The organism is Enterobacter cloacae complex sp. IR5422 (assembly GCF_049238165.1).
Lineage (GTDB): Bacteria > Pseudomonadota > Gammaproteobacteria > Enterobacterales > Enterobacteriaceae > Enterobacter > Enterobacter roggenkampii.
In genome coordinates, this window is sequence record NZ_JBMKHT010000011.1 from 15,230 (window position 1) to 30,821 (window position 15,592).

Genomic DNA, 15,592 nt, shown 5'->3' on the forward strand with positions numbered 1-15,592 from the left:
GCCGCCACCCGGCAATAACCTGCACTACACCCGCAGCATCCCTTTCTCTTCCAGAAACGCAATGATCGTTCCCAGACCGTCTCCCGCTTTCAGGTTGGTAAAGGTCCACGGACGCTCGCCGCGCATGCGGTTGGTATCGCGCTCCATCACCTCCAGCGACGCCCCCACGTACGGCGCGAGATCGGTTTTGTTGATCACCAGAAAATCGGACTTGGTGATCCCCGGCCCGCCCTTGCGCGGGATTTTTTCCCCTTCGGCCACGTCGATCACGTAGATGGTCAGATCCGCCAGCTCCGGGCTGAAGGTCGCGCTCAGGTTGTCCCCGCCGCTTTCCACGAAGATCAGATCCAGATTGCCGAACTTCTCGCTGAGCGCTTCCACCGCCGCCAGGTTCATCGAGGCGTCTTCGCGGATGGCGGTATGCGGGCAGCCGCCGGTCTCCACGCCCACGATGCGCTCCGGCGCCAGCGCGCCCGCCTCGGTCAGGATGCGCTGATCCTCTTTGGTGTAGATATCGTTGGTCACCACCGCCAGGTGATATGTGTCGCGCATTGCCTTGCAGAGCGCTTCCAGCAGCGCGGTTTTGCCCGACCCTACCGGGCCACCCACGCCCACGCGCAGGGGATGTTTGTAATCAGCCATGTTGACTCCTCAGGAACGGAATAGTCGTGAATATTGGGTTTCGTGGCGCGCGGAGGCGATGGCGGACAGCGGCGTTGCTGCCCCCAGCGCGTCGTCGCGACGTAAAAAGGCCTGTTCAAGCCCGGCGGCAAAATGGTCGCTCAGCTCGATAATCAGCTGCTGCGCCGCCTGCTGCCCAAACGGCACCAGCTTGACGCCTGCCATGACCGCGCTCTCAATCCAGCTGTAGCCCAGGCTCAGCGCCAGCTCGCGCACGTCAATGCCCCAGCGCACGCCGAGCCACGCCATGCCGCAGAGCTGGCTTTGCCTGCACAGCGCCAGCCATTCTGCCGGGCAGTCCGGCTCCCAGCTTTTGATGAGACGCGTAAAGGCCGCCCCGCGGTTGCGTTCTTCTTCACGCAGCTCGCGCGTTTCCCGGCAGGCGAGCAGGTATGCCGTCCAGCGTCTGGCCGTTGCCAGGTCGTTCCGATTGCAGGCCTGGCAGAGACGGTGAAACAGCGGCAGATCGACGCAGAAAAAACTCTGCTCCATCTGCTGGATCTGCCAGCGTTTAAAGGCGTCGGCGTCCGTGACCCAGCCCGCCTCAACGGCCCACTCCAGCCCCTGCGACCAGGTAAACGATCCGACCGGCAGGCTGCTGCTGGAGAGCTGCATCAGGCGCAGCCACTGGCGGGCGTGCTCCATCAGCTCATCAGCGCCAGCAGGGCGGAAACAATCAGCCCGCCGCCGAAGGTTTTACGCAGCCCGTCGTGACGGCGCAGCAGCAAGCCTGCGGCGAAACTGGCGCACAGCACCGTGGCGCTGGCGAACATAAACCCGCTGGTGAACAGCCAGAAGCTATGGCCGGACATCTCCACGCCGTGCGCCCAGCCGTGGAACATCGCCAGGGCAGGCACCGCCAGCAGCAGACGGTTTTCAGTCTTAAACATCATCACGCCGCTGACCGCCAGCGAGGCGATAATCAGCATCTCCATGCCGCTAAAGCCGCCGAGCAGGCTGCCTGCGATGGCGCCGACAAGCATCATCCCGAGGGTGGCAAACGGCAGCAGGAGCTTGCGGCCGCTCAGTGCCGAGAGCACGCCTGCGCCCGCTAGCATCAGCAGGTGATCGAGCCCGGTCAGCGGATGGAAAAAACCAGCCTGAAAGCTGTCGGCACCGTGGCCGGGATGCGCGAGCGCGGGAACGGAAAAAGCCAGCAGTAACAGGGGGAGTAACTTGCGCATGATGGATCCTTAATGTGAATGGGCGTGAGTGTGGCTATGGCTGTGGGCATCGCTGGCATACGCGCCCGCTTCTGGTTCAAACGGCAGGCTGGCGTAGGTCACCTCCAGCCCAAACTGGCGCAGCATATCGTCGAGAACGTGATCGTGGTGATAGCGCAGCTCGCCGGGCATCACCTGCAGCGGCACGTGGCGGTTGCCCAGGTGGTAGCAGGCGCGGGCGAGCAGGAACGGATCGGCACAGCGCACCACGGAGACGGACTCAGCCGCGGCGATCACTTCGATCACTTCGCTGCCGTCGTCGGTGGTCAGCAGGTCCCCCCCGCGCAGCAGCAGGCCGCGCGGCAGCATCAGCCCGGCTTCGCGGCCGTCGTTCAGCGCTACGCGGGCGCGGCTTTTCACCCGCACGTCAATCGGCAGCGTGACGCTGGCGGTAGTCGGGTGCGCGTGGTCCAGACGTTGGGTCAGATAAATCATCATCACTCCTCAAAACAGGAAATAGCGTTGCGCCATCGGCAGAACGTCAGCCGGTTCGCTGGTAATCAGTTCGCCGTCGACGCGCACCTCGTAGGTTTGCGAATCAACGGTGATGTTCGGTTGCAGAGCGTTGTGGATCATGTCCGCCTTTTTCACCGTCCGGCAGCCTTTCACCACCGCGGTGGCGCTCTGCAGGTTGAGCTGCTGGGGGATGCCGTTCGCGTGAGCCGCCTGCGAGACAAACGTCAGCCGCGTGGCGTGGCGCGCGGCGCCCAGCGCGGCAAACATTGGGCGGTAATGGACCGGCTGCGGTGTGGGGATTGAAGCGTTGATGTCACCCATCGGCGCGCAGGCGATCATCCCGCCTTTGACGATGGTGGCGGGTTTTACGCCGAAGAACGCCGGGGACCAGACCACCAGATCTGCCAGCTTGCCCGCCTCAATCGAACCCACTTCATGGGCGATACCGTGGGTCAGCGCCGGGTTAATGGTGTATTTGGCGACGTAGCGCTTCACGCGGAAATTGTCGTTCTCGCCGGTCTCTTCCGGCAGCGCGCCGCGCTGGACCTTCATGCGGTGCGCCACCTGCCAGGTACGGATAATCACTTCCCCGACGCGGCCCATGGCCTGCGAATCTGACGACGTGAGCGAAAACGCGCCGATGTCGTGCAGCACGTCTTCGGCGGCGATGGTCTCCCGACGAATGCGGGATTCGGCAAACGCCACGTCCTCGGCGATATCCGGGTCGAGGTGATGACAAACCATCAGCATGTCGAGATGCTCGTCGATGGTATTCACCGTGTAGGGCAGCGTCGGGTTGGTGGAGGAGGGCAGAATATTCGGGTGTGCGCAGGCGGTGATGATATCCGGCGCGTGGCCGCCGCCCGCCCCTTCGGTGTGGAAGGTGTGGATGGTGCGCCCGGCGATAGCCGCCAGCGTGTCTTCGACAAACCCGGACTCGTTCAGCGTGTCGCTGTGCAGCGCCACCTGAATGTCCATCTCTTCGGCCACCTCCAGCGAGCAGTTGATTGCCGCAGGCGTCGCGCCCCAGTCTTCGTGGATCTTCAGCCCGATGGCGCCCGCGGCAATCTGCTCGCGCAGGGCATCCGGGTTGGAGCCGTTCCCCTTGCCGAGCAGGCCGATATTCACCGGCAGCGTATCGGCGGCCTGCAGCATGCGGGCGATATACCACGGCCCTGGCGTGCAGGTGGTGGCGTTGGTGCCCGCTGCGGGTCCGGTGCCGCCGCCGATCATGGTGGTGACGCCGGAGACCAGCGCCTCCTCCGCCTGCTGCGGGCAGATCCAGTGGATGTGGGTGTCGATCCCGCCTGCGGTGACGATCTTCCCTTCGGCGGCGATGACTTCGGTTGCGGCACCAATCGGGATCGTCACGCCGGGCTGAATGTCCGGGTTGCCGGCTTTGCCGACGGCAAAAATCCGCCCGTTCTTGACGCCGATATCGGCTTTCACGATCCCCCAGTGGTCGACGATCAGCGCGTTGGTCAGCACCAGATCCACGCAGTCGTCTGCGGTCATCTGCCCCTGGCCCATGCCGTCGCGGATCACCTTCCCGCCGCCGAACTTGACCTCTTCGCCGTAGATCGTGAGATCGTCTTCCACTTCAATCCACAGCTCGCTGTCGGCCAGCCGCACTTTATCGCCGGTGGTGGGGCCGAACATATCGGCATAGGCCTGGCGCGAAATCTCAGCCATGTTTCACCTCGCCCATTACCTCGCCGCGAAAGCCGACAATGCGCTGCGCACCCGTGACCTGAACCAGCGTCACTTCGCGCTTCTGGCCGGGCTCAAAGCGCACGGCGGTGCCTGCCGGGATGTTCAGCCGGTAGCCTCGGGTCACCTCACGGTCAAACTTCAGCGCCGGGTTGACCTCGTAAAAGTGATAGTGCGATCCGACCTGGATCGGCCTGTCGCCGTGATTTTCGACAATCACGGTTTGGGTTTCGCGCCCGACGTTGATCGCAATCGTGCCGGGCTGGATCTGGTATTCGCCTGGGATCATCACGCGCTCCTTAGACGATCGGGTTGTGGACGGTGACGAGCTTGGATCCGTCCGGGAAGGTGGCTTCCACCTGAATGTCCGGGATCATCTCCGGCACGCCCTCCATCACCTGGTCGCGCGTCAGGACGTGGCGGCCCGCCTCCATCAGCGAGGCGACGGTTTCGCCATCGCGCGCGCCTTCCATGATGAAGGCGCTGATCAGCGCGACCGATTCCGGATAATTGAGCTTTACCCCGCGCGCAAGGCGGCGTTCGGCAACCAGCGCGGCGGTGAACAGCAACAGCTTGTCTTTTTCTCTGGGGGTCAGTTCCATAACGTTTCTCTTATGTCTGCCAGATACGCGGCGAAAAGGCGGTTTTGGTGGTGAGAAGCGGGCGAAGCGACTGCCAGATATCGCGCATCACCCGCTGGCAAATCAGGTTATCGTGGGAGAGAAAACGCACCGACATGAGGTCGTCCACGAGCGTAGCGCCCGCAAAAGTTTCCAGCGGTGCGAGCAGCGCGCGCACCGTGTCGAGATGTTCTTCATTGGCCGGATAGAACAGCAGCGTGCCGATCCACGGGTGTCCGGCAACGGGCGTGAGATCGCCGTCGCCGAGGTGCTGGCGCTCTATCAGGCGGGGTTCGTCATCCACCCACACCTCAAGGCGGCTCTCCAGCGTGCCGTGGCTGAAGGTCTCATTGATTACCGGTCGTCCCAGACAGTACAGCTCCCACGCCAGCAGCGTGCTGGAGGCCTTAAGGTGAAAGACGGAACGCAGCGCGGCATTCGCACCGGGGAAGATAATGGTGTCCTGCGGTAGCCACTCCAGCGTGGATCCCTCATCGAGATAAAAGTGCTGGCTCAGACGCGCCTGCGGGCCGCTGCTGCGATAGAACTTGCTGGCGCCGGGCATGGTGATAAGCGTGTGGCTTTTGGCGTCCAGCCGAACGGAAATGTCCAGCGTATCGCCGCCCACAACCCCGCCCGGCGGGTGCAGCAGGTAAAGGTGGCAGGTCTCGCCTTCAGGGTAAAACGGACGCTGAACGGTAAGCGGCCCGACGTGATGAGCGGAGTGCAGGAGGGTTTTCTCAGGGGTGTGACAAAACTGCAGGGCAAGCGACGCCTGCCAGCCTTTGTACGAATTATCAGTGACCTGAGCTGCTAACATGCTGCATCCATCTGCTCATCATCGGGGTCGTTTCAGTATGCCCTGGCAGAATTGAAGGCTGTCATATGAGTCGCTTATGGATGGTCTGTAATGTAGGCCGGGTAAGCGCAGCGCCACCCGGCAAGAAAAGCGATGACATTATTTATGATTAGCGGTAATCCTCCGCATCCACATCATACCCCGACGGCTCCCAGCGGATCGCCAGCAGCGAGGCCAGGCCGATAAACGGCGCCAGCGCAATCACCCAGAACACGGCGGTATCCAGCGAGGCGACCAGCAGCGGGAACATGAACAGCGACAGCGTCGAGCTGCTGCGCATCAGCGTCTGGTTAAGGCCAACGCCGACGCCGCGCAGCGAGGTCGGGTAGCTCAGTGAGGCAAACGTCATGGTATGCGCGCCCGGGCCGAAGCCCTGGCCGAACAGGAAGAGCGCCAGCATTGCCACGGCAAGCACGCCTTCGGTGGCGCCTTCCGGACGACCAATCAGCCCCAGGCCCAGCAGCGCGACCAGCTGGCAGGCGTAACCCGCCAGCGACATCCGCCATGCGCCGAAGCGCGGCACGTAGCGTACCGCCAGCAGTCCGCCGACGAAGGCAAACAGCAGGTTAAGCACCAGAGAAATCAGGATGGTGGTCAGCATCGACTGGACAAAGAAGCTGGAGATGATCACCGGCAGACCAAACGCCACCGCGTTATAGGCGAACGAAGAGACGACGGACAGCAGCGTGGCGAGCGTCGTGCGGCGTAAGTAGACGCCGCGGAACAGGTTCAGATAGTTGGACCATTTCGCTTTATTCACGACGGGAGCTGGCTGGCTGAGCGCATCCTGCGGCACGTGGGCATTGATGTTATACGACTGACGTAAAATGGACGCCGCCTCCTTCAGGTTGCCCTGATTTGCCGCCCAGACCGGCGATTCGCTCATATAGCGGCTGCGGATGGCGATAATCACCAGCGCGGGTACCGCGCCGAAGCCAAGGATCAGGCGCCACAGCCAGTCGCTGTGGCTTTCCGGCAGCACGGCGTAGAAGAAGAGCACCAGCAGGTAGGAGATACTGATGGCGGCATACCAGGTGGGGCACCACATGGCGACGCTGGAGGCCTTATTGCCGGGGCCTTTTAGCCTGGCGAACTCGCTTAAAAATGCCATCGCCACGGGAAGGTCGATCCCGACGCCAAGTCCCATGACAAAGCGGGCACCCGCCAGCACATATTCGTTCGGGGCCAGCGCACAGGCGATGGCGGCCACCACGAAGAAGAGCATGTCGGCCATAAAGACGCGATAGCGCCCGATTTTATCCGTGAGATAACCGCCGAGCAGCGCCCCGACAATCGCGCCAAACGTAATGGCGGACGCCACCATGCCGGTACCGGCGGGCGTCAGGTTAAATTCGCGGGTGATATCTTTTATGCCGAAGGCCAGCGCGCCCAGATCGTAGGCATCGAGGAAAATCCCGCCCAGCGCGATACCGATCACGATGCGAGCATTGGCCCGGCCCTGAGAACCATCATTAACGAGGCGTGAAACATCCGATGCGCTGCGCACCCACTGGATGTCGCCATCGGAACGTTTTCCTGCCGTTGAAAGGGGAGTTGTTTCTGTGATTTCTGCCATTTTCTTCTTATGTGGTTGTGTTGTGTCATTAACAGTTACCACAGGCAGAAGGTGACCAAAATCACATTTGGCTATAAGGCATAACTAACCTTACGGAGCGTCTTTTTTCTTCCTCTTGAGCTTCGTCCAGATTTTGGTCTCCTGACGACGCCACAGGCGCTGAATATTGTCGTGATGACGCAGCAGGATAAGGCAGGAGAGCATTGATACCGGGAAGGTGAACTGAGGTTTGAACCACCAGACGTAGAACGGGGCAATCAGCGCGCTGACGATCGCGCCCAGCGACGAATAGCCGCTCAGCAGAATGGTGAGCAGCCAGGTGCCAGCCATCACGCCGGTTAAATCCCAGCCGATAGGCGCAATGGCACCAAAAGCGGTTGCCACGCCTTTGCCGCCTTTAAAACCGAAGAATACGGGCCAGATGTGGCCGACACAGGCAGCAATCGCAATGAGCCCCAGCCAGAACGGCGTGACGCCCAGCGCATACGCGCCCCAGACGGGTAGCATCCCTTTCAGAACATCAAAAATCAAAACCGCTACGGCTGCTCCCTTGCCGCCAATTCGTAGTACGTTGGTCGCTCCCGGATTCCCGGAACCACTTTCACGCGGGTCAGGTAACCCGGCGATGCGGCAGACCAGAATGGCGCTGGAGATTGAGCCGCAAAGATAGGCGAGGAGGATCATTCCAGGCGCGATTGCACTCATAACGCTGTTCCGTTTTGAAAATGTATCTGTATTCTCAGCATCTGTGGATAATACGCATAATTCGCCGGAAGTGGTATCCGGTTTAGCCAAAAAGCAGGCAGGTCGTGATGGATATTGTATTTATAGAGCAACTTTCGGTAATCACCACTATTGGTGTTTACGACTGGGAACAGACCATCGAGCAGAAGCTGGTGTTCGATATCGAAATGGGATGGGATAACCGCAAGTCGGCAAAAAGCGATGACGTGAACGACTGTCTCAGCTACGCCGACATCAGTGAAACGGTCATCGGCCACGTGGAAGGGCAACGTTTTGCGCTGGTCGAACGGGTGGCGGAAGAGGTCGCAGAATTGCTGCTGGAAAAATTCAACTCACCGTGGGTGCGCATCAAGCTGAGCAAACCGGGCGCGGTGGCGCGCGCGGCCAACGTGGGCGTCATTATCGAGCGTGGCACAAATCTGAAAGGCAAGATTTAACGTCATAATAGCTAAACCATTTTAGGTTATACCGGTCTTAAAGCTGTATCTTTCACGGTAGCCGTTGGGGCGACCGTTTTTTTTATATTTTTTTAGGGGTTTATAGATGAGCGATATGCACTCGCTGCTGGTGGCGGCAATACTGGGTGTGGTCGAAGGATTGACGGAGTTTTTACCGGTTTCCAGTACCGGCCATATGATCATTGTTGGTCATCTGCTGGGCTTTGAAGGCGATACTGCAAAAACGTTTGAAGTGGTGATCCAGCTGGGTTCGATTCTGGCGGTGGTGGTGATGTTCTGGCGCCGTCTGTTTGGCCTGATCGGTATCCATTTTGGCCGTCCGCCGCAGCACGAAGGGATGAGTAAAGGCCGCCTGTCGCTGATCCATATTCTGCTCGGGATGATCCCGGCGGTGGTGCTGGGCCTGGTTTTCCACGACGCCATCAAATCGCTGTTTAACCCGATTAACGTGATGTACGCGCTGGTGGTGGGCGGCTTCCTGCTGATCGCCGCGGAAGTGCTGAAGCCAAAAACGCCGCGCGCGGAAGGGCTGGACGATATGACGTATCGTCAGGCATTTATCATTGGCTGCTTCCAGTGTCTGGCGCTGTGGCCGGGCTTCTCCCGTTCAGGTGCAACCATTTCCGGCGGGATGCTGATGGGCGTAAGCCGTTACGCCGCGTCAGAGTTCTCATTCCTGCTGGCGGTGCCGATGATGATGGGCGCCACCGCGCTTGACCTCTATAAAAGCATCGGTTTCCTCACCACGGGCGACATTCCGATGTTCGCCGTCGGCTTCATCACCGCGTTTATCGTGGCGCTGATTGCCATCAAAACCTTCCTGCAGCTGATTAAGCGTATCTCGTTCATTCCGTTCGCGATCTACCGCTTTATCGTCGCGGCTGCGGTTTACGTGGTCTTCTTCTGACCGACTGCCCTCAGTCTTTTGGCTGAGGGCAATGCTTTTCCTTCCACTCTGATACCGCCTGAATCCGCCGTTTCGTCAGCTCTTCGCGAATGTCCGGGCCTTTGAATCCCGCCTCGACAACGTCCTTCGTCGGCACCGCTTTGGCTACCTCCCAGGCTTTACGCAGTAAACGTCCCTGCGGGTAGTCACAGGCTTCAAACCCGGTACGCCCGCGCACGTCAGCCTCGCTGGTGAGCGCGATCTGCTCCACGCGCTGGGGTTTGCGCCAGGCGTCGATGTTATCGAACAGCTTAACGATGGTGGCCGGTTTCAGGATCGGGAAGGTGTGGATCAGGTCGTGGAATTCGGCCACCAGTTTCGCCAGATCGCGGATTTCGTTCGGCACGCGCAGGCGCTGGCACAGCCCTTCGACGAGCTTCACCCCTGCCGGACCGTGCCCGTGGTGCCGAGGCCAGAGCTCTTTTGGCGTTAAGCCTTTGCCGAGATCGTGGCACAGGGTGGAAAAGCGCACGTCCACGTCAGGGCTGAGCATGGCCGCCATGCTCAGGGTCATCAGCGTGTGCACGCCGGTGTCAATCTCCGGATGCCATTTCGCCGGAGCCGGTACGCCAAACAGCGCGTCTATTTCCGGGAACAGCACCTTCAGGGCGCCGCAGTCGCGCAGCACCTGGAAAAAGACCTGCGGGTTACGCGTGGTGAGCGCATTCTCGGTCTCTTTCCAGACGCGCTCTGGCGTCAGGTGTTCAAGCTCGCCCGCCTCGGTCATGGCGGTCATCAGCGCCATGGTCTCATCGGCAATTCGGAAGCTGAGATGGGCGTAACGCGCGGCAAAACGCGCCACGCGCAGCACGCGGAGCGGATCTTCAGAAAACGCCGGGGAGACGTGACGTAAGAGACGGTTGCGCAGATCGTCCTGGCCGCCATAAGCGTCAATAATCTGGCCGTGCTCGTCCTGCGCCAGCGCGTTAATGGTCAGATCGCGACGCAGGAGATCGTCCTCCAGCGTGACGTCCGGCGCGGCGTAGCAGGTAAAGCCAGTGTAGCCCGAACCTGATTTCCGCTCGGTACGCGCCAGGGCGTACTCTTCGCGGCTTTTCGGGTGTAAAAAGACGGGAAAATCGCGGCCTACCTGCTGGTAGCCCGCGTCGAGCATCTCTTCCGGGGTGGCGCCCACCACCACCCAGTCTTTATCTTTGACCGGCAGACCTAACAACGCATCACGTACCGCACCACCGACCAGATAACTCTTCACGCCTGACACTCCCGTTTTCTCTTTTCCAGAATGATACGTAAGTCTGGCAGAGAAGACGAATTAGTTCATCCAGCGATCTTTACGTTTACGGCTTGGGATCAGGTGCGGCAGAACCAGACCCAGCACCAGACCGACGCCCAGCACGCCGCCGCCATACATAAACCACTGCATGATGATGGTGCGCTGTTTGTCATCGAGCTGCAGGTTGGCGGCATTCACTTTCTTCTGCGCGACAATCAGCTCGTTTTTCAGCTTCTGGTTCTCTTCTTTCAGGCCGTTAATCACCCCGTCGCTCTGCGCCACTTTCTGCTGCATCTCGGCGGTACGCTGGTTCCAGGTTCCGTCGATATTGTTCAGCTTGTCGGTCAGGGTTTTCACCTGATTTTCCAGATCCGGTACGCGGGTGCGCAGGCTTGGCACGGTGCTCAGCTCTTTCAGTGGGATCCAGGACGTGCGGCCAGAACTGTCGCGAACCTGACCGTAGTTGGTGTCCGCGTTGGTCTGTAACAGGGTGACTTCCTCGCCGGCATTTACCGTACCCACGAGGCGATAATTATCTCCGGGGCCACTGCGTACCCAGGTGTTCAGTTCGTCAGAAACGTAACGCTTCTCTTCAGCGTGCACTGCGGTTGCGGCGCTAAAAGCGAGTAAAGTAAGTCCAATCAGGCGTAATTTAAGCATCATTAGTCGTTATTTTCATAAATAGTGGAACGATAGTAGTGGCAACAGTGTCTCTACGCAAAGCATTCATCAGCAATCAGAATCATCTGTGTCACGACTCTACACATTTACGCCCGTCAAATTGCTCATTGCATGGCAATTTGGCGCAAAATACTATGTACTGACAAACAAATGGCGAGGAAGTTCGCCCTCATTGACGCGTCTGTGACGCCCGCAAAAGTACAAGGCTATGGCTCAGGAAATCGAATTAAAATTTATCGTCGAAAAAGACAGCGTTGACGCACTCCGCCAGCATCTGCATACGCTCTCCGGCGAACACCATGCACCGGTACAACTGCTTAATATCTATTACGAAACGCCGGATAACTGGCTACGCCGCCACGATATGGGGCTGCGCATCCGTGGCGCGAGTGGGCGCTACGAGATGACGATGAAAATTGCCGGCCGCGTGGTCGGCGGGTTACATCAGCGTCCGGAATACAATATCGACATCAGTCAGCCAGAACTTGAGCTGGAACGTTTTCCGGCGGAAGTCTGGCCGGAAGGCGAGTTGCCTGCCACGCTGGCGGAGCAGGTGCAGCCGCTGTTCAGCACCGATTTCTGGCGCGAGAAATGGCTGGTGACGGAAGGTAAAAGCCGCATCGAAATCGCCCTCGATCTGGGTGAGGTGAAGGCGGGTGAGTACCAGGAGCCGATCTGCGAACTGGAGCTTGAGCTGCTGGAAGGGGACGCAAATGACGTGCTGAAGCTGGCGCGCAGGCTGGTGAACCAGTCCGGATTGCGCCAGGGGAGCCTGAGCAAAGCCGCGCGGGGTTACCATCTGGCCGCCGGAAATGCGCCGCGCGTGCTGAAAGAGACGACCATTTTGCGCGTTGCGCCGAAAGCCAGCGTTGAGCAGGGGCTGGAAGCCGCGCTGGAGCTGGCGCTTTCTCAGTGGCAGTACCATGATGAGCTGTGGGTACGAAATGTGAAAAACGCCAAATCCCACGTGCTGGCGGCCATTGCCCTGGTGCGCCATACCCTGACGCTCTTCGGCGGTATTGTTCCTCGCAAAGCGAGCGCTCACTTACGTGATCTGCTGACGCAAACCGAAACGCTGATGCTCTCGGACGTATCTGCGCAAACGGCGATCTACAGTCCGCAAGCCGCTTCGGCAAAACTGGCGCTGACCGAGTTTCTGGTGACGCGCGGCTGGCGCGCCTTCCTGGATGCGAAAGCCGAGGCCAAAATCGCGGAAAACTTTAAGCGTTTCGCAGATATTCATCTTTCCCGTCATGCGGCCGAACTGAAGAGCACCTTTGCGTATCCGCTCGGCGATAAGTATGGCGATCAGCTTCCCCGTCTTTCGCGCAACATCGACAGCATGCTGCTCCTTTCCGGTGCCTACGACGGGCCACAGGCGCAGGCGTGGCTGGAAAACTGGCAGGGGCTGAAGCATGCCATCGAAACCCGTCAGCATATTGAGATAGAGCATTTCCGTAACGAGGCCATTTCGCAGGAGCCGTACTGGCTGCACAGCGGAAAACGTTAACTCTGGCAAGGAACCCCTAGAATGCCGCTTTCTTCACCGTTACAGCAGCAGTGGCAGACCGTTTGCGAACGTCTGCCTGAGTCATTACCGGCGTCATCGTTAAGCGAGCAGGCGAAAAGCGTGCTCGTCTTCAGTGATTTTGTGCAGGAAAGCATAGCCGTCTACCCGGACTGGCTGACGGAGCTTGAGAACGCACCGCCGCAGGCGGACGAGTGGCGGCACTATGCCGCCTGGCTGCAGGCCGCGCTTGAAGACGTCGCGGATGAGGCGACGCTGATGCGCGTCCTGCGTCAGTTCCGCCGTCGTGTGATGGTGCGCATTGCCTGGGCGCAGGCGCTGGAACTGGTGAGTGAAGAGAGTACGTTGCAGCAGTTAAGCGAGCTGGCGCAGACGCTGATTGTCGCCGCGCGCGACTGGCTCTACGCCGCCTGCTGTAAAGAGTGGGGCACGCCGTGCAGCGAGGAAGGGGTTCCTCAGCCGCTGTTGATTCTGGGGATGGGCAAGCTGGGCGGCTGCGAGCTGAACTTTTCCTCCGATATCGACCTGATTTTCGCCTGGCCTGAGAACGGCTCCACGCGCGGCGGCCGTCGCGAGCTGGACAACGCCCAGTTCTTTACCCGCCTCGGCCAGCGTCTGATTAAGGCGCTGGATCAGCCGACGCAGGACGGCTTTGTCTACCGCGTGGACATGCGCCTGCGTCCGTTTGGCGACAGCGGGCCGCTGGTGCTGAGCTTTGCCGCGCTGGAGGATTACTACCAGGAGCAGGGGCGCGACTGGGAGCGTTACGCGATGGTCAAGGCACGGATCATGGGCGACAGCGACGACGCCTACGCCAACGAGCTGCGCGCCATGCTGCGCCCGTTCGTGTTCCGTCGCTATATTGACTTCAGCGTGATCCAGTCCCTGAGAAATATGAAAGGGATGATCGCCCGTGAGGTGCGCCGTCGCGGTCTGAAGGACAACATCAAGCTCGGCGCGGGCGGCATTCGCGAAATCGAATTTATCGTCCAGGTCTTCCAGCTGATTCGCGGCGGACGCGAGCCGTCGCTACAGTCCCGCTCGCTGCTGCCGACGCTGAGCGCTATTGAGCAGCTTCACCTGCTGCCGGACGGCGACGCGCAAACCCTGCGCGAGGCCTATCTTTTCCTGCGCCGTCTGGAAAACCTGCTGCAAAGCATCAACGACGAACAGACCCAGACCCTGCCGGGGGATGACCTTAACCGGGCGCGTCTGGCCTGGGGGATGCGCGTGGATGACTGGTCAACGCTGGCCGAACGGCTCGATGCCCATATGGCAGGCGTGCGCCGCATCTTCAACGAGCTAATCGGTGATGACGAAAGCGAATCGCAGGACGATGCCCTTTCCGAGCACTGGCGCGAGCTGTGGCAGGACGCGCTCCAGGAAGATGACACCACCCCGGTGCTGTCGCACCTAACCGACGACGCGCGCCATCGCGTGGTGGCGCTGATTGCCGATTTCCGTCTTGAGCTGAACAAGCGCGCCATTGGCCCGCGCGGCCGTCAGGTGCTGGATCACCTGATGCCGCACCTGCTGAGCGAGGTCTGCTCGCGGGCGGATGCGCCGGTGCCGCTGTCGCGCATGATGCCGCTGCTGAGCGGGATCATCACGCGCACCACGTACCTTGAGCTTTTGAGCGAGTTTCCGGGGGCGCTGAAGCACCTGATTTCCCTCTGCGCCGCCTCTCCGATGGTGGCCAACAAGCTGGCGCGCTACCCTCTGCTGCTGGATGAGCTGCTCGACCCTAACACCCTGTATCAACCCACGGCGACGGATGCCTACCGTGACGAGCTGCGTCAGTATCTGCTGCGCGTGCCGGAAGAGGACGAAGAGCAGCAGCTGGAGGCGCTGCGACAGTTTAAGCAGGCCCAGATGCTGCGCGTGGCGGCGGCGGATATCGCCGGAACGCTGCCGGTAATGAAAGTGAGCGATCACTTAACCTGGCTCGCGGAGGCGATCATCGACGCGGTCGTGCAGCAGGCGTGGGTGCAGATGGTGTCCCGCTACGGCCAGCCGAAGCACCTTGCTGACCGTGAGGGGCGAGGCTTTGCCGTGGTCGGTTATGGCAAGCTCGGCGGCTGGGAGCTGGGATACAGCTCCGATCTGGATTTAATTTTCCTGCACGACTGCCCGGTTGACGTGATGACCGACGGCGAGCGCGAGATTGACGGGCGTCAGTTCTATCTGCGCCTGGCCCAGCGCATTATGCACCTGTTCAGCACCCGCACTTCGTCGGGCATTTTGTATGAAGTCGATGCGCGCCTGCGTCCGTCCGGCGCGGCGGGTATGCTGGTCACCTCAACGGAGTCCTTCGCCGATTATCAGAAGAATGAAGCCTGGACCTGGGAGCATCAGGCGCTGGTGCGCGCCCGCGTGGTGTATGGCGATCCGCAGCTCAAAACGCAGTTCGATGCCGTCCGTAAGGATGTGATGACCACCCCGCGCGAGGGCAGTACGCTGCAGACCGAAGTGCGCGAGATGCGCGAGAAAATGCGCGCGCACCTGGGTAATAAACACCGCGATCGCTTTGATATCAAAGCCGACGAGGGCGGGATTACCGATATTGAGTTCATTACTCAGTATCTGGTGCTGCTCCACGCGCACGACAAGCCGAAGCTGACCCGCTGGTCGGATAACGTGCGCATTCTGGAGCTGCTGGCGCAAAACGACATTATGGACGAGCAGGAGGCGCAGGCTTTAACCCGCGCCTACACCACGCTGCGCGACGAGCTGCATCACCTGGCGCTACAGGAGCAGCCCGGGCACGTGGCGCTGGACTGTTTTGTCGCAGAGCGTGCTCAGGTAACGGCCAGCTGGCAGAAGTGGCTGGTGGAACCGTGCGTAACAAATCAAGTGTGATATTATCGCGCGCAAAT

General features: G+C 60.3%; 16 protein-coding genes. 4 read left to right on the top strand and 12 right to left on the bottom strand.

From position 1 onward, the window contains the following. Positions 1 to 24 precede the first annotated feature (24 nt). The 10 genes from ureG to plsY all read right to left on the bottom strand — a co-directional run bounded on the left by ureG (position 25) and on the right by plsY (position 7,830). Entirely contained in the window at positions 25 to 642 is a 618-nt protein-coding gene (gene ureG / locus ACOTXT_RS07700; protein WP_008503187.1) for an urease accessory protein UreG, read from the bottom strand. 9 nt (positions 643 to 651) lie between these two features. After that, on the bottom strand, positions 652 to 1,326 hold the full coding sequence (locus ACOTXT_RS07705; RefSeq protein ID WP_023344944.1) for an urease accessory protein UreF: 675 nt from the start codon (positions 1,324 to 1,326) through the stop codon (positions 652 to 654). After that, positions 1,326 to 1,865, bottom strand: coding sequence for a HupE/UreJ family protein (locus ACOTXT_RS07710; RefSeq protein ID WP_021242324.1), 540 nt, complete (start codon positions 1,863 to 1,865; stop codon positions 1,326 to 1,328). The genes ACOTXT_RS07705 and ACOTXT_RS07710 overlap by 1 nt, the downstream gene beginning before the upstream one ends. Positions 1,866 to 1,874: 9 nt before the next feature. Then, a complete protein-coding gene (gene ureE, locus ACOTXT_RS07715) occupies positions 1,875 to 2,339 on the bottom strand; it encodes an urease accessory protein UreE (RefSeq protein ID WP_055321598.1) in 465 nt (154 codons plus the stop codon). Positions 2,340 to 2,348: 9 nt separating this feature from the next. Continuing rightward, positions 2,349 to 4,052, bottom strand: coding sequence for an urease subunit alpha (gene ureC / locus ACOTXT_RS07720; protein WP_055321599.1), 1,704 nt, complete (start codon positions 4,050 to 4,052; stop codon positions 2,349 to 2,351). Next, positions 4,045 to 4,359 carry an urease subunit beta gene (locus ACOTXT_RS07725; RefSeq protein ID WP_048028967.1) on the bottom strand — a complete coding sequence of 105 codons (315 nt, stop codon included), beginning with the start codon at positions 4,357 to 4,359 and terminating at the stop codon, positions 4,045 to 4,047. Before ACOTXT_RS07725 ends, ureC begins: the two co-directional genes overlap by 8 nt. A gap of 10 nt (positions 4,360 to 4,369) precedes the next feature. Beyond that, on the bottom strand, positions 4,370 to 4,672 hold the full coding sequence (locus tag ACOTXT_RS07730) for an urease subunit gamma (protein WP_003862556.1): 303 nt from the start codon (positions 4,670 to 4,672) through the stop codon (positions 4,370 to 4,372). A gap of 10 nt (positions 4,673 to 4,682) precedes the next feature. After that, positions 4,683 to 5,510, bottom strand: a complete 828-nt coding sequence (locus ACOTXT_RS07735; RefSeq protein ID WP_055321600.1) for an urease accessory protein UreD — start codon at positions 5,508 to 5,510, stop codon at positions 4,683 to 4,685. A 148-nt stretch (positions 5,511 to 5,658) separates the two neighbouring features. After that, positions 5,659 to 7,125 (bottom strand): MFS transporter, encoded by a 1,467-nt coding sequence (locus ACOTXT_RS07740; protein WP_063929754.1) that lies wholly within the window; start codon positions 7,123 to 7,125, stop codon positions 5,659 to 5,661. A gap of 90 nt (positions 7,126 to 7,215) precedes the next feature. Beyond that, on the bottom strand, positions 7,216 to 7,830 hold the full coding sequence (gene plsY / locus ACOTXT_RS07745; RefSeq protein ID WP_008502955.1) for a glycerol-3-phosphate 1-O-acyltransferase PlsY: 615 nt from the start codon (positions 7,828 to 7,830) through the stop codon (positions 7,216 to 7,218). A gap of 107 nt (positions 7,831 to 7,937) precedes the next feature. On the opposite strand from plsY, the gene folB reads away from it, so the two are divergent. Both folB and bacA read left to right on the top strand, forming a co-directional pair. Then, positions 7,938 to 8,306: a bifunctional dihydroneopterin aldolase/7,8-dihydroneopterin epimerase gene (folB, locus tag ACOTXT_RS07750; protein WP_045408901.1), complete on the top strand. Its 369-nt coding sequence runs from the start codon at positions 7,938 to 7,940 to the stop codon at positions 8,304 to 8,306. Between the two features lie 106 nt (positions 8,307 to 8,412). Further along, positions 8,413 to 9,234: an undecaprenyl-diphosphate phosphatase gene (bacA, locus tag ACOTXT_RS07755; protein WP_008502957.1), complete on the top strand. Its 822-nt coding sequence runs from the start codon at positions 8,413 to 8,415 to the stop codon at positions 9,232 to 9,234. Between the two features lie 10 nt (positions 9,235 to 9,244). On the opposite strand, the gene ACOTXT_RS07760 is transcribed toward bacA, so the two are convergent. Further along, complete coding sequence (locus ACOTXT_RS07760; protein ID WP_008502958.1) at positions 9,245 to 10,486, bottom strand: multifunctional CCA addition/repair protein; 1,242 nt, start codon at positions 10,484 to 10,486, stop codon at positions 9,245 to 9,247. Between the two features lie 60 nt (positions 10,487 to 10,546). Further along, a complete protein-coding gene (locus tag ACOTXT_RS07765) occupies positions 10,547 to 11,167 on the bottom strand; it encodes a TIGR04211 family SH3 domain-containing protein (protein ID WP_025912514.1) in 621 nt (206 codons plus the stop codon). Positions 11,168 to 11,396: 229 nt separating this feature from the next. On the opposite strand from ACOTXT_RS07765, the gene ACOTXT_RS07770 reads away from it, so the two are divergent. Continuing rightward, positions 11,397 to 12,698, top strand: coding sequence for an inorganic triphosphatase (locus ACOTXT_RS07770; protein ID WP_421625299.1), 1,302 nt, complete (start codon positions 11,397 to 11,399; stop codon positions 12,696 to 12,698). Between the two features lie 21 nt (positions 12,699 to 12,719). Beyond that, positions 12,720 to 15,575 (top strand): bifunctional [glutamate--ammonia ligase]-adenylyl-L-tyrosine phosphorylase/[glutamate--ammonia-ligase] adenylyltransferase, encoded by a 2,856-nt coding sequence (gene glnE, locus ACOTXT_RS07775; protein ID WP_333165489.1) that lies wholly within the window; start codon positions 12,720 to 12,722, stop codon positions 15,573 to 15,575. The last annotated feature ends 17 nt before the right edge of the window (positions 15,576 to 15,592 follow it).